We start from the raw sequence: 12,898 nt of genomic DNA on the forward strand, positions 1-12,898 counted from the left end.
ATTAGGCATGGAGAAAAGCTACCGACTCACCAAGGACGAGATACGGCCACTTATCCGTAACTATGGCGGCTGTATCGCAACGGATACGATTACCATCGACGGTTATCCGGTGCGTTTCATGTACCGCGAAGATCCGGACAATGAGCTTGATAGCGGCTGGCGCTTTCTATCCGGCTTCGAAAGCGATGACTATATGGAAGATCCGGAAAACAGCGGAATCTTCGACGTCAACACCATCGCCAATTATGATCCCAGCATTATTCCGCTTCTCGATTCCCCCATTGGCAGCGTTTTTGAAAAGACAGGCGAGCAGGAACGCTTCGTTGCCGTTACCGATTGGCAACCCGGCGAGGACGATGACGACGACGAGGATTGAGCCTCGGGTTCTTCCGGGTATGGCCGTTGACCATCACACAGAGTTACAACTGGACAAGTCGCGTGCATTCCCGGAAAATGCACGCGTAAAAGGATGGTCTTGAGTTAAAGGGTGGATACTGGAATGGCATTGGCAGACGCAGGGGCATTGCTGCGCAACGAGAATGGGATCGCAACTGTCGTATCCATCCTCAAGAAACGCTTTGGCGACAACGCGCAGACCGGCAAGTCTATCCGCGAGCAGCACGCCCATACAACGAGCTATGTTCCAAACCAGGCACCAGATCTGGTCGTTTTTGCTGAATCCGTAGAAGATGTTCAGGAGGTCGTGCGGCTTTGCGGGGAATGGCAGGTCCCAGTGATTCCATTCGGCACGGGCACTTCTTTGGAAGGGCACGTAAATGCACCGGCAGGTGGCGTCTCGGTCGACCTTTCGCGTATGAACCGCATTCTCAAGGTTTACAGCGAAGATCTCAATGTCGTTGTGGAGCCAGGGGTCACGCGCAAGGAACTCAACGAATATCTGCGCGATACCGGCCTGTTTTTCCCCATTGATCCCGGCGCCAATGCGAGTCTCGGCGGAATGGCGGCAACGCGCGCTTCCGGAACGAATGCCGTGCGCTACGGCACAATGCGCGAGAACGTATTGGCACTGAAGGCTGTCATGCCGGACGGACGCCTGATTACCACGTCGAAGCGGGTCAAGAAGACCTCGGCCGGGTATGATTTGACGCGTTTGCTCGTCGGTTCGGAAGGGACGCTCGGCATCATCACGGAACTGACGCTGAAGCTCTACGGTATTCCGCAGGCGATTTCCGGCGGCATCTGCGCCTTTCCGGATCTTGAAAGCGCCTGCAATGCGGTGATTGAAACGATCCAGATGGGTATTCCGGTTGCGCGCATCGAACTGGTCAACCAGCTCGAAATGCAGGCCATGATCGCCTACTCCAAGCTCGACTACGATCCCGCACCTTATCTCTTCCTCGAGTTCCATGGCAGCGAAACGGGTGTCACGGAACAGGCGGAACTCTTCGGCGAAATCGCAGCTGCCAATGGCGGCGGCGAATTCAAGTGGACCGCCAATGCCGAAGAACGGGAAAAGCTCTGGTCAGCACGGCACAATTCCTACTTTGCCTGCATGACCCTCGCGCCTGGAAAACAATCGCTTTCGACAGATGTCTGCGTGCCGATTTCGCGGCTTGCTGAATGCATTGTCGAAACGGAGAAAGACATTGAGAAGAGCGGTCTGATTGCTCCGATCGTCGGTCATGCCGGCGATGGCAATTTCCACGTGCTTGTGCTGTTCGACGAGAAAGACGCGAAGGAAATCCAGAAGGTCGAGGCTTTTGTCGAGCGCCTCAATCTCAGGGCAATTGCGATGGATGGGACCTGCACAGGCGAACATGGCATCGGCCAGGGCAAGATCAAGTTTCTTAGGGCCGAGCTCGGCGGTGCCGTGGATGTGATGGAGTCCATCAAGCGGGCAATCGATCCGGAAAATATAATGAATCCTGGCAAGATCTTACGGCTATAGGTTCGCATATTGATTCCAGGCGCTAAACCGTTGTCTGAGCGTTGCAAATCAATGAGAAAGACTGTCATGTCTTTTCGTCGCCCAAAACCGGTCGTTGTGGTGCCCGGCGCGTATTGATTGGAGTGAGACACTGGCACGGCTGTTTGTTTTCATCGGTGGATTGTTGGTACTGGTGCTGACAGCAGCACTGGTCGTGCCATATTTCGTCGACTGGGCAGGTTATCGGTCCTCCTTCGAGCGTGAAGCTTCGGCATTGCTTGGCCGTCCCGTTACGGTCGCCGGAAGTGCCAGTGCGCGGCTTTTACCGTTTCCATCGGTGACATTTTCCGACGTAAAAGTCGGCGATCCTGATTCCGAGCCGGTCATGACCATCGACAAGTTTTCGATGGATGCGGAGCTTGCCCCCTTTATTCGCGGCCAGATCCTGATTTTCGACATGCGGCTCGAGAGGCCGACTGCTTCGGTTACGATCGACAAGGACGGGGTCGTTGATTGGGCGATCCGTCCGCAATCACCGTTCCGCGCCACGCAGGTCAAGCTTGAAAACGTGCGCATTACCGATGGTTCTGTGGTCATTCGCGATGCATCCACCGCAACGACCCGCACCATTACGGACCTTGATGCGACGTTGTCCGCCGCTGACCTTTCCGGACCATGGAAATTTGACGGAACGTTGCTGTTCAACGGCGAAAAGACTGGCGTATCCGCCTCCACCGGTGAGGTGAAACCGGATGGTACGCTGAAATTGCGTACGCGCATTACTCCGGACGGTATTCCAGCAGCGCTCGAAACCGACGGCGATGTAACCCTGAATCAGGGCGCATTGAAATATGCCGGGAGCATTGCCGTTCGTTCGGCGGATGAACTTGCTGCCGCAGCCGGTACCAAAGTCGCCGAGCAAGCGGAGCAGCCGCTGCTTTCAAGCATTCGCATGACTGGACGCTTTGAGGCCGATCACGCGAACGTCAGCATTCCTGAATTTCGCATGGAGCAGGGCACTGTCGACGACCCCTACATCGTCAATGGTAATGCGCTTTTCGACTACGGCAGCGATCCGCGTTTTGAAATCAAGGCTGACGGCCAGCAAGTTACTTTCAACAGTGAGAACGAAGCGATCAAGGGCGCCAGGGCCAAGCATGAAACAGCCGCGGGACGGCTCGGCGTTTTCCGGCGCCTGATGGATCAGCTGCCGATACCGACTATTCCCGGCACGATTGATCTGAAACTTCCGGCGATCGTTGCCGGCGATACGACAATCCGCTCCGTGACAATCGATGCCGCTCCTTCCGGAGGTGACTGGATCATCAAGCAGCTCAAGGCAGAATTGCCCGGCCGGACACAGTTCGAAGCCAATGGTACATTGCAGGTTGGCGAGGATTTCGGTTTTGACGGAAGATTGCTTGTGGCGTCACGCCAGCCATCCGGGCTTGCCGCATGGCTCACGGATTCGGTTGACGAGGCGATCCGGCGCCTGCCGGGTGCCGGCTTCTCCGGCGACGTCAGCCTGCATGATGAATTGCAAAAGGTTGATAATCTCGAACTGGCGTTGGGTGGTGCATCGCTCAAAGGCTCGCTTGTCAGAAGCGCCAAAGGTGAGTCCTTGCCACTAACGCAACTTACTCTCGAAGGTGGGGCGTTGAATGCCGATGCGCTGGAGGCTTTTGCAGCGATCTTCGGCAACAATGGAAACCCTGTTGAAGATGGTTCGCCGCAACTGCGAGGACAGGACCTAGACGTGCATTTGAAGGCGGGACCCGTCACGCATGATGGGCTGGTCGCAGAATCACTGGATACGGCTTTCCGCCTGCGCGACGGGGTCTTTGATATTGACAAGCTGATGATCGGCAATGTGGCGGGCGCGACCATTACGGCAACCGGAAGGCTCGAACCCTTCAAGCCGGATCCCACCGGCTCCATCGATTCCACGGTCTTGTCCGATGATCTCGCACCTTTGATTTCCGCCCTGGCGGCACGGGCTCCCGATTTTCCATTTCTCCGGGCCTTGAATGAACACGCTGCCAAATTTCCGGGGCTCTTCCAGGAAACGCAGCTCAGCATTCTTGCCAATACGCTGCTTGCGAAAGCCGGAAATGATGAATTTTCGCTGAGTGCGGCGGGCAAAACCGGACGAATGGACGTAACGCTGTCCGGTACAACCACGAAAAACCCGGACAAGTTGCGAACACTCGAACTGACAATGAATGCGCGCAGCGGCCATGCCGAAACATTGATGGCCTTGATAGGCCTGCCATCTTTGCCACTGGGGCTTGCTGGTGAACTCGAGGCCAATCTTGCGCTGAAAGGCGATGAGAAGGACGGTATCCAGACGCAGCTCGCCTTGAAGGCATTGGATGGGCAGGCGCTTGTGGATGGAAATTTCCGCAGTGCCGATGGTGGCCTGAGCGGTGAGGGACGCGCTTCGATCAAGGCCGCCGATTTTGAAGCTTATTTGGCGACAGCCGGTTATTCCCTGCCGGGATTTGGCAACGGCATGCCTGTCGATTTGGCGAGCAGTTTTCAGCTTGCCAAGGGTAGGCTGTCGCTGCCTGACTTGAGCGGCCAAGTGAATGGTACCAAACTGAGCGGACGGCTGGGGCTGGCGATCGAGAACAACGTACCCGCCGTTCAGGGCGATGTGACACTTGCCAGGCTCGATCTTCCATCGGTTGCTCAATTCATGCTGGGTGCCGATGCCCTGGATGGCGAGGGCCGGCAGAAATGGCCCAAACAGGCTTTTGCAGCGGCGCCGCTTTTTCCGGTGGCCTTCAACGTGAAACTGGCTGCTGGTGAAGCGGATGCGGGATTGCTTGGCTCCATCGGCAAATTTCAGGCGAATGCTGGTTTGAAAGACGGATCGCTGCGCTTCGACGAGGCGAAGGGCGAACTTCTTGGCGGCCGTTTCGACGGCATGTTCGAGTTGCGCAATACAAGCGGCACGGGTCTTGCAACGGGCCAGTTCACGCTGGATCAGACCGCTCTGGATGCGCTCTACAAACCCATTGAAGGCGAGCCACCGCTCAAGGGCAAAGCAAAGATTTCCGCTTCCATCAATGCAACCGGCACATCCGTTACCGAGATGATGGAATCCGTCGCAGGTTCTGGCGTTGTTTCCGTCAGTGATCTTGCGATCAATGCAATCAATCCGGCTGCGCTGAAGCCGATTTTGGTGGACGCGGATGCCATGGAAGGGCCGGTTACGGCGGCTTCGGTGACTGCAACAATCGGGAAATATCTGCATGCGGGCACGTTCAATGCGGGTGCCGCGGATTTTGCTTTTACGATCGCTGGTGGCATGGCGCGGACTTCGACATTCCAGCTTGAAAGTGCAGGTGCGGCGCTGACTGCCGATCTGCGATTCAATTTTCCGCAGACCACCCTGGCTTCGCAAGGGCGGTTTACCTTCGACCCGGGCATCGCAGTGGTAGCTGGTGCAGATCCGGTCATCGAGTTCAACCTCAGCGGCCCGTGGGATGCTCCGAAACTGGCTCTGAACCGCCAGCCGTTGGAGCAATTCTTGACCCAGCGTGCGCTTGAGCGTGAGCAACAACGTGTCGAGACGCTGCAGGCGGCCCTCGTCGAAAAGCAGCGCTTGCGCCGGGAGGCGCAGCTCTATCAGGCCCGTGCAGACGAACGCGTGCGTCTTGCCGAAGAAGCGCGCCTGAAGGCCGAGCAGGAAGCACGTGAGGCAGCGGAACGCGCGGCTGCAGAAGAACGGGCGGCACAGGAGCGCGCCGAGGCCGAAAGGAAAGCAGCCGAAGAAGCTGCTGCTAGCAAGGCGCTGGAACAATCCCAGCCCGCGCCGCCGCCAGTACAGCCGCAACAGCCCGAACAGGGCGGAGCGACCGCCCAACCGCAAGGCACAGGGACGATCAACAAGCAATCTGTCGACGAATTCCTGAAAACACTCGAGCCCAAGTCCCTGGAACCGAAGATTCAGTAGAGTTGGTGCGCGTTAGCCTCCCCACGGTGCGGGAGGCTAACACGCACAGCAATCGCTCTATTGCCCGTTGTAGGCTTCTTTGAGTTTCTGGATATCGATTTTATACATCTGCATCATTGCTGCCATGACGCGGTCAGCTTTGGCCTGATCCTTGTCGCGCAGCATTTCTGGAAGAATGGAAGGAACGATTTGCCATGACAGGCCAAATTTGTCCTTGACCCAACTGCAGGGGCGAACTTCCCCACCACCGGCCGTCAGTTTTTCGGTCAGGCTATCCACTTCTTCCTGGGTACTGCAGTCAATGGAGAGAGAGATACCCTCGGTAAATTTGAACTCCGGCCCACCATTCAAGGCGATGTATTCCTGGCCTGCGAGCTGGAAAGTGGCGACCAGCAGCGAGCCTTCCTTGCTTCCCCCCTCTTTGCCCCAGTTGAGCGTATTGACAATTTTGCTGTCCTTGAAAATGGACATGTAAAAATCCATTGCCTCTTCGGCGTTTCCATCGAACCAAAGGCAGGGTGTGATCTTTTGTTTGGCAGGCATTGATTTCCCTTTCATCACGATTTGCACTGTCTGTAAGACGAATGAGATCTTGCCGATCCGACATAGCGGACGAATATTTTTTCACTTCGAGCCGATTGATGAATCAAAATCGGGGATTAGGAGCGATTGCTGCTGTTGTTTCTCACCCAGTCGAGTGCATGTATCCGCAGCGTCGACGAGAGGTTGGCATCGCGGTCCCGGTTTTCATCGATCTCGGCAATGAGACTTGCCAGCGTCATGTCACGGCTCTCGGCAATCGATAGGATAATGTCGTAAAATGCGTCCTCGAGCGAAAAGCTGGTACGGTGTCCGTGGATGGTGATCGATCTTTTGCGAACGAGGCTCACTTGCCGTCCGCATCCGATTCTGTGGGCCGTGTCATATCGCGCTTTTCGATCCGGTTATCGTCAAGAAAACGCTTGTCCTTACGGGCTGCTTCGCGCTCGAACTGCTTTTCGACCTTGGTCCGCCCGAACAGAATCCTGTTTTCAGCCGCCGACTTTTCCCGGGCGTCTTTCGCCTTGCGCTTCTTGACCAGTCGAAGGTTGACGATCTCGGCCATGGCGAGGTTATTTTTTCTTGCGGAAGGAATCCAGCGACACGACAGAAGCCGATGATTTTTCACCAGTTTCATCGGAAGCGACTTCTGTCTTCTCACCGGGTTTCACCGGCTTCTTCGCAGCCTTTACAGGTGGCTTCGGCTTGGCGCTGGGTGTCACAACTTTCTGCTTGTCGGTCGGCTGGGCCGGCGCAATGCTGGTGATGCCCTGGTCATTGTCACCAACAGCCTCTTCGACCTCTACATCGAATTCGAGTTCGAAATTCACCGAGGGATCGTAGAAGCCGCGGATCGCGGAGAAAGGAACGACCAGACGTTCCGGCACATCACCAAAGGACAGCCCGACTTCGAACAACGTGTCGGTGACCTGAAGGTCCCAGAACTGATGCTGGAGAACGATAGTCATCTGTTCCGGATATTTTTCGTGCAAACGTGTCGAAATGCGAACGCCCGGAGCACCCGTGAGAAAGGTTACGAAGAAATGATGGTTGCCGGGAAGACCTGCCTTGGCGACTTCGCCAAGCACTTTACGGATAACGCCGCGTAGCGCTTCCTGGGCGAGTATATCGTAGCGGATCATATCTTGTGGCATGCATTCTTATCCCATGGATTCACCCCTCCCTGTCAAGCGGAGATGGCAACCGTATTTCGATCATTATGGCGCATGGCTAACGGAATTGCGACCGATTGTCAGCCGCGTGATTAAATTAAGTTCTGTCCATGCCGCGCGAAAGCACGGACAGACAATTCAGCCTTCTTTTAAAGCAGATTTCAGCAGGTCGTGCCCGAGCAGTTTCGACAGGTTAGAGAACGATGATCTAACTGACCACAGCAAGCGACGGTGTGTGGGTTATATTCCCGACTGCGGGTTTCGAATAGGCGCGCAGGAATGTATTGACTGCGTTACGCGCTGCACTTTCCAACTCCTCATCTGTCGGTGTCCCGCCAAACAGACTGATCATCTGCAGGTCGGCGTTGACCAGCGCGAGAAACTGGCGTGCGGCGAGATCGAAATCGTCGATCTGCAAAACCCCTTTATGGCACAGTCGCGAAAACAGGGCGCCGAGAGCAGAGCTGATCTTGCCAGGACCATGCTGCCGCCAGCCTTCAAAAAGATGCGGATAGCGTTCGCCTTCCGATTGCACGAGCCTGCGCAGGAACCTTCCGTCCTGGTTGCACAGGCAATTCTTGCTCAAGCGAACGGCAAATGCGGTCAGATCGTCTTCAAGATTGTCGGAATTATCCGGAAATGTCGCCAGTATCGAATACAGCATGGCATTGGCGCGATCCATGACGTCTTCGACCACAGCAGTAAAGAGCGTTTCCTTTTCCCGGTAATGATTGTATATAGTCTGGCGCGAGACGCAGGCCTCTACGGCAATTTCATCAATACTCGCTCCAGAAAAACCTTCACGACAAAATACGTGCGCCGCAGCGTCGAGTATCGAAATGCGTTTTGAACATTGACCACGTTGGGTATGGCCTGTTGCCTTCAGTGCAGGTTCGTCGCGATTTTTCATGAAGCGAAGATAATGCGTGTTGACGTTTTAGACAATAGTGTCTAAGTTGACACCAGTGTCCAAATTATTAGACGTCGCCTGTGACCCGAGAGCACCGTCCTCCCAAGCCCCTGTGCACTCCTACTAAGTCCCGATACCAACCTCTCCTGAGAGCAACGCTGCACAGAAACGACCCGGTTTTTGCTTCGCAGTTTTCTGAAAGATCATCATCATGACGAGCTCCTTCTTTCGTACGGCCCTCATCCTTGGTCTCCTTACTGCCATCGGGCCCTTTGCAATCGACATGTATCTCCCGGCCATGCCTTCCATCGGTAAGGAACTTGGCGCGGAGAACAGCGTCGTGCAGATGAGCCTTCTGGCTTTCTTCATTTCCTTCGCCATCTTCCAGCTGTTCTACGGTCCCTTGTCCGATATGTGGGGCCGCAAGGCGCCGCTCTATATCGGTATCGGCCTGTTCGCGGTGGCAAGCATCGGCTGTGCCCTGGCTAGCGATATTGAGACCTTGATCGCTTTCCGCTTCCTTCAGGGTATCGGTGGTGCTGCGGGAATGGTTATTCCGCGTGCCATTGTCCGTGACATGCATACTGGCGTGCAGGCAGCACGGCTCATGTCACTGCTGATGCTGGTCTTCAGCATCTCGCCCATTCTCGCTCCGTTGACAGGTAGTGCCGTCATTGAATTCTATGGCTGGCGCGGTGTGTTCTGGGCGGTGATGATTGCCGCGTTCATCGGGTTGATCCTGCTGTCGACCCAGTTGAAGGAAACCCGCCCGAAAGCGGCACGCGCCGAAAGTGGTCTCGGAAGCGCCATGGCAGCCTATCGCCTGCTGCTGGGTGACCGCAACTTCCTGACGCTCACCTTTATCGGCGGCCTCGGTATCTCCAGCTTCCTGGTCTATCTGGCGAACTCGCCCTTCGTCCTCATTGACCATTATGGCCTGACGCCGACGCAGTACAGCATGGCTTTCTCGATCAACGCGGTTTCGTTCTTCACCGTCTCGCAGTTGACCGGCTGGCTCGGCGAGCGCTTTGGCCTTATCCGGGTGATGCGTTTGGCCGTCACCGCGTTTGCTTTGACGATGGCAGCTATGGTCGTCGTCATGGGATTGGGCTTCAACCAGTTGCCGGTAATGGCGGTGTTCCTGTTTGTCGGATATGGCTTCCTTGGATTGGTCATCCCGACATCGGCCGTGCTCGCGCTTGAAGATCACGGCGAGATCGCCGGTACTGCTTCGGCGCTGATGGGCACGCTGCACTTCGTGACCTCCGCCGTTGCCATGGTGATTGCCGGCCTGTTTTTCGACGGAACCGCCTTGCCGATGGCGGCTGGCATCGCGCTCTGCGCTGTGGGTGCGTTCGTGCTCACACAGGCAACGATCGGCCGGCGCCGTATGGTCGAGGCGGAAGCCGCTGCCGAATAGGAATTCTGATCCTCCGTCAGATATGAAGAGAAGGGCCCGGGACATCGTCCCGGGCTTTTTGTTTTCGCCCGCCGCCGCTACAGATCGGCTGCGCCAGAATCTCGGCAAGGATACCTCGTTCGTTTACCTGGGCGCGAGCGACGTAGTGGGAGAAATGCTGCGCTGCCAGGGCCGAACCTGCGATCAGGGTAATGGCTGTGGCCACAAAGGTCACAGCCAACCGAGCGCGCGGCCACCAGCCAAGCAGGGCTCTGAACCTTGTCCGCCAGGCCGTGATCAGGGCAATGAGCAAGGCTCCAAGGGCGCAGCACATCGTACTGGCTCACTTGTGAACGGAACAAGCGCAATCGGGCTCGTGGTAACGGCCATTGTTACCGACCATACCACCCTTGCCATACATGTTTTTCGGCCGCGCCCAATCAACCAGGTTATAGTGCGGCCCGGTTTCGTTGCGGCCCTTGGGCATGACGTCAAGATAGCCGTAAATACCAAGAAACTGTTCGCCGCCGCGGCTAAAGGCCGAATAGGTATGGAAGATCTGGCCGTCATCGTCCTTGTAGAAGGCGCTCTCGCCCGAGAGGTCTTCAAGGCCGGGATCGGTGTGCCGGTAATTGTAGTAAGCGTTCTTTTCTGCGACTTCCTTGGGGGTGAAGGATACGTTGAAGTCATAGTTGAAATCGCTGTGGAAAGACGAAACCCAGGGGAAGTGCCAGCCCATCGCTTTGCGCAAAGTCTCGATCTCTGCGATAGGTGCGCGCGCCACGGCCACGTAGGAAACGTCATGGTTCTCGAGATGCGCGAGAAGCCCCTCGACGTGATCGACTTCCAGTGAGCATCCAACGCATTGTTGCTCCTGGCCCGGTCCTTTCATGAAATGCTTGAGGAAGAGCTGGCTGCGTCCATCGAACAGGTCGGCCAGCGTTACCTTTCCCGACCGGCTATCGAAGACGTACTCCTTCTCGATCTTGACCCAGGGTAGGGCCCGCCGCCGTGCGCTCATTTCCTCCCGCGCCTTCGTAAAGGCCTTCTCCTTGGCCAGAAGGTCGATCCGCGCCTTCAGCCATTCATCCCGTGATGCGATCTCATGTTGCATTGCTTCCTCCTGTTGCCGAATGCTTCAATGGGAATTGCTGCTCTACTCTTGCGAAAGCAGTTCCTCGAGACGATCGAAGGCGCCGTTCCAGCCCTTCTCGTGACCGGTGCAATTTTCGGGTGTGTCGAAGATGCTTTGGCGGAATGTCATCAGTGTCCTGTCGTCCTGACTTTCGAACGTGATGTTGACGAGCGTTTCCATTCCGGCACGGCCATCTGCCTGATCCCAGGCGAAGGTGAATGCCAGGCGTTTGCCGGGCACGATTTCCTGGTAGACGCCGCCATGCCAGAGTTTTTCGCCACTGGCAGCCGAGTCGAGACAGGCGCGCCATTTGCCGCCGACCCGCAGATCGGCCTCCACATAAGTTGCGGGATAGTCACGCGGACCCATCCACTGCAACATGCGCCTGGGATCGGCGAAAGCATCGAAGACCAGCGCGGGCGGGGCATTGAACAGGCGCGTGATCGTAAGAATGCGGCCGGCCGTCTCGTTCATCGCGTGAGCTGTGTTTGTCTCAGACATCCTGCTCTCCATTTGTCTGTACATCCTGCAAATATTCCTCCAGCCGGTCGAAACTGCCTTCCCAAAATCGGCGGTAGCGTTCCAGCCAGTCCGTAGCTTCCTTGAGCGGCGCCGCGTTGAGACTGCAGGGCCGCCACTGGGCTTCACGGCCGCGGATCACCAGGCCGGCCCGCTCCAGCACCTTCAGGTGTTTGGTGACTGCGGGCCCCGACATCTGGAAGGGTTCGGCCAGTTCCGTCACCGAGGTGGTGCCGAGCGCGAGCCGCGCCAGGATGGCCCGGCGCGTCGGATCCGCGAGGGCCGAGAAGATATGGTCGAGTCGATCGGGTGTCATTTCGCATTAAACCAGTCGGTTATTTAACTATTTGGTTTGATACGCCATCCGAACGTTACCGTCAAGCCATGATTTGAATCGGACGAAACCCGGTTCAAAACGGCTGAAGATCTGCAGCAATGGAGAAAAGGAGAGTAGTGGAGGCTTCTGTTGCCAGGTGCCTCCGAACCCCGCCTAGAAGTGCGAACCCCTAGGACTTGATTTGAAGCTATCGCACCGCATTAAGCGGCGAGACGTGCTTCCGCATAGTTGTCGTTTGCAACTACAGAGTTAGCCCGATAACGGTGGTACAATGCCGGGCAAAAGTTCGATCTTTACACCCTTGTCGATCCTATTTCGCCCCCGCCAAAAAGCAGCGAGATCTGCTGCGTTTTGGTGGAGGCGCCGGGTACCGCCCCCGGGTCCAATGGGCTTATTGCATCGTCCGTTTATCACCATAGCCGACCGAAGCCGGCAGGACTTATATAGGACCTGTTTTATTGAATTGAAAGAGTGGATTGACTTGGAACGGATGCTAGGGAATGTTTCGAGGTGTCTAAAGAGTCATCGCCTCATGCATCTGCCAGTTTGTGCGATGTCTTCATTGTCAGGGAGGGTTGCAATGCCGGGCATTCAACCTAGCAATCGGGGGATTTTTCCATGAGTGACTATCTAAAGGATGTTCGCCATTATGATGCGGCTGCTGATGAGGCGACTGTCGCGAAAATCGTCAAACATCTCGGAATTGCCCTGCGCAACAGGGATTCGTCGCTGGTTTCCTGCACGGATCCGGAGGAATTGAAGCGTGTCCGCACCAATTGGGTCGAAAAGAAGCTCGGCCTCACCGACGCGGCCAAGGCCGATGCGGCGATCGAATCCGTGTGCGCTGCCATGAAGGCGGACAACAGCAAAAGCCGTGTCACGTTCTACTACCTGACCGCGAAGGCGCTCGGCGCACTCGGCAAGCTCTGATCATTTTCGGCCGACAATCGAATCATCCCCGGCGAATCACCGGGGATTTTTCATTGAGGCATGAATTTCGTCGCCGCAGCCCTGTGGATCACACACAAGTTTTAGTG

The 12,898-nt window shown here is 56.2% G+C and carries 14 protein-coding genes and 1 other RNA gene; 5 read left to right on the plus strand and 10 right to left on the minus strand.

Going from position 1 to position 12,898, the window contains the following annotated elements; genetic code table 11:
• The first annotated feature begins 7 nt into the window (after nt 1–7).
• From BLM14_RS05050 to BLM14_RS05060, 3 genes are all read left to right on the plus strand, one after another.
• Nucleotides 8–376 (plus strand): DUF2185 domain-containing protein, encoded by a 369-nt coding sequence (locus BLM14_RS05050; RefSeq protein WP_099998380.1) that lies wholly within the window; start codon nt 8–10, stop codon nt 374–376.
• A gap of 123 nt (nt 377–499) precedes the next feature.
• Nucleotides 500–1,909, plus strand: a complete 1,410-nt coding sequence (locus BLM14_RS05055; protein WP_099998381.1) for an FAD-binding oxidoreductase — start codon at nt 500–502, stop codon at nt 1,907–1,909.
• 172 nt (nt 1,910–2,081) lie between these two features.
• Entirely contained in the window at nt 2,082–5,849 is a 3,768-nt protein-coding gene (locus BLM14_RS05060) for an AsmA family protein (protein WP_133123877.1), read from the plus strand.
• A 57-nt stretch (nt 5,850–5,906) separates the two neighbouring features.
• Here BLM14_RS05060 and BLM14_RS05065 read toward each other — a convergent pair whose 3' ends face one another.
• The 5 genes from BLM14_RS05065 to BLM14_RS05085 all read right to left on the minus strand — a co-directional run bounded on the left by BLM14_RS05065 (nt 5,907) and on the right by BLM14_RS05085 (nt 8,471).
• On the minus strand, nt 5,907–6,407 hold the full coding sequence (locus BLM14_RS05065; RefSeq protein ID WP_237143462.1) for a VOC family protein: 501 nt from the start codon (nt 6,405–6,407) through the stop codon (nt 5,907–5,909).
• Between the two features lie 101 nt (nt 6,408–6,508).
• Nucleotides 6,509–6,739 carry a ribbon-helix-helix domain-containing protein gene (locus BLM14_RS05070; RefSeq protein WP_099998384.1) on the minus strand — a complete coding sequence of 77 codons (231 nt, stop codon included), beginning with the start codon at nt 6,737–6,739 and terminating at the stop codon, nt 6,509–6,511.
• Nucleotides 6,736–6,954, minus strand: coding sequence for a DUF4169 family protein (locus BLM14_RS05075; RefSeq protein WP_099998385.1), 219 nt, complete (start codon nt 6,952–6,954; stop codon nt 6,736–6,738). The genes BLM14_RS05070 and BLM14_RS05075 overlap by 4 nt, the downstream gene beginning before the upstream one ends.
• Nucleotides 6,955–6,961: 7 nt before the next feature.
• On the minus strand, nt 6,962–7,543 hold the full coding sequence (locus BLM14_RS05080; RefSeq protein WP_099998386.1) for an SspB family protein: 582 nt from the start codon (nt 7,541–7,543) through the stop codon (nt 6,962–6,964).
• 226 nt (nt 7,544–7,769) lie between these two features.
• Nucleotides 7,770–8,471 (minus strand): TetR/AcrR family transcriptional regulator, encoded by a 702-nt coding sequence (locus BLM14_RS05085; RefSeq protein WP_099998387.1) that lies wholly within the window; start codon nt 8,469–8,471, stop codon nt 7,770–7,772.
• A 211-nt stretch (nt 8,472–8,682) separates the two neighbouring features.
• Between BLM14_RS05085 and BLM14_RS05090 the strand changes: the two genes are divergently transcribed.
• The gene (locus BLM14_RS05090) at nt 8,683–9,891 is read left to right on the plus strand and encodes a multidrug effflux MFS transporter (protein ID WP_099998388.1); all 1,209 of its coding nucleotides are present in this window, start codon (nt 8,683–8,685) and stop codon (nt 9,889–9,891) included.
• 16 nt (nt 9,892–9,907) lie between these two features.
• Here the strand turns inward: BLM14_RS05090 and BLM14_RS05095 are convergent, their stop codons facing one another.
• The 5 genes from BLM14_RS05095 to ssrA form a co-directional block, all read right to left on the minus strand.
• On the minus strand, nt 9,908–10,204 hold the full coding sequence (locus BLM14_RS05095; RefSeq protein ID WP_099998389.1) for a hypothetical protein: 297 nt from the start codon (nt 10,202–10,204) through the stop codon (nt 9,908–9,910).
• A gap of 9 nt (nt 10,205–10,213) precedes the next feature.
• Complete coding sequence (locus tag BLM14_RS05100; RefSeq protein WP_099998390.1) at nt 10,214–10,984, minus strand: DUF899 domain-containing protein; 771 nt, start codon at nt 10,982–10,984, stop codon at nt 10,214–10,216.
• A gap of 42 nt (nt 10,985–11,026) precedes the next feature.
• A complete protein-coding gene (locus BLM14_RS05105; RefSeq protein ID WP_099998391.1) occupies nt 11,027–11,506 on the minus strand; it encodes an SRPBCC family protein in 480 nt (159 codons plus the stop codon).
• A complete protein-coding gene (locus BLM14_RS05110; protein ID WP_099998392.1) occupies nt 11,499–11,840 on the minus strand; it encodes an ArsR/SmtB family transcription factor in 342 nt (113 codons plus the stop codon). The genes BLM14_RS05105 and BLM14_RS05110 overlap by 8 nt, the downstream gene beginning before the upstream one ends.
• A 136-nt stretch (nt 11,841–11,976) precedes the next feature.
• Nucleotides 11,977–12,334, minus strand: a transfer-messenger RNA (tmRNA) gene (ssrA, locus tag BLM14_RS05115).
• Nucleotides 12,335–12,479: 145 nt separating this feature from the next.
• On the opposite strand from ssrA, the gene BLM14_RS05120 reads away from it, so the two are divergent.
• Entirely contained in the window at nt 12,480–12,791 is a 312-nt protein-coding gene (locus BLM14_RS05120; protein WP_099998393.1) for a DUF2853 family protein, read from the plus strand.
• Nucleotides 12,792–12,898: the final 107 nt, after the last annotated feature.

Origin of the sequence: Phyllobacterium zundukense (genome assembly GCF_002764115.1) — a bacterium.
Classification (GTDB): Bacteria; Pseudomonadota; Alphaproteobacteria; order Rhizobiales; family Rhizobiaceae; genus Phyllobacterium; species Phyllobacterium zundukense.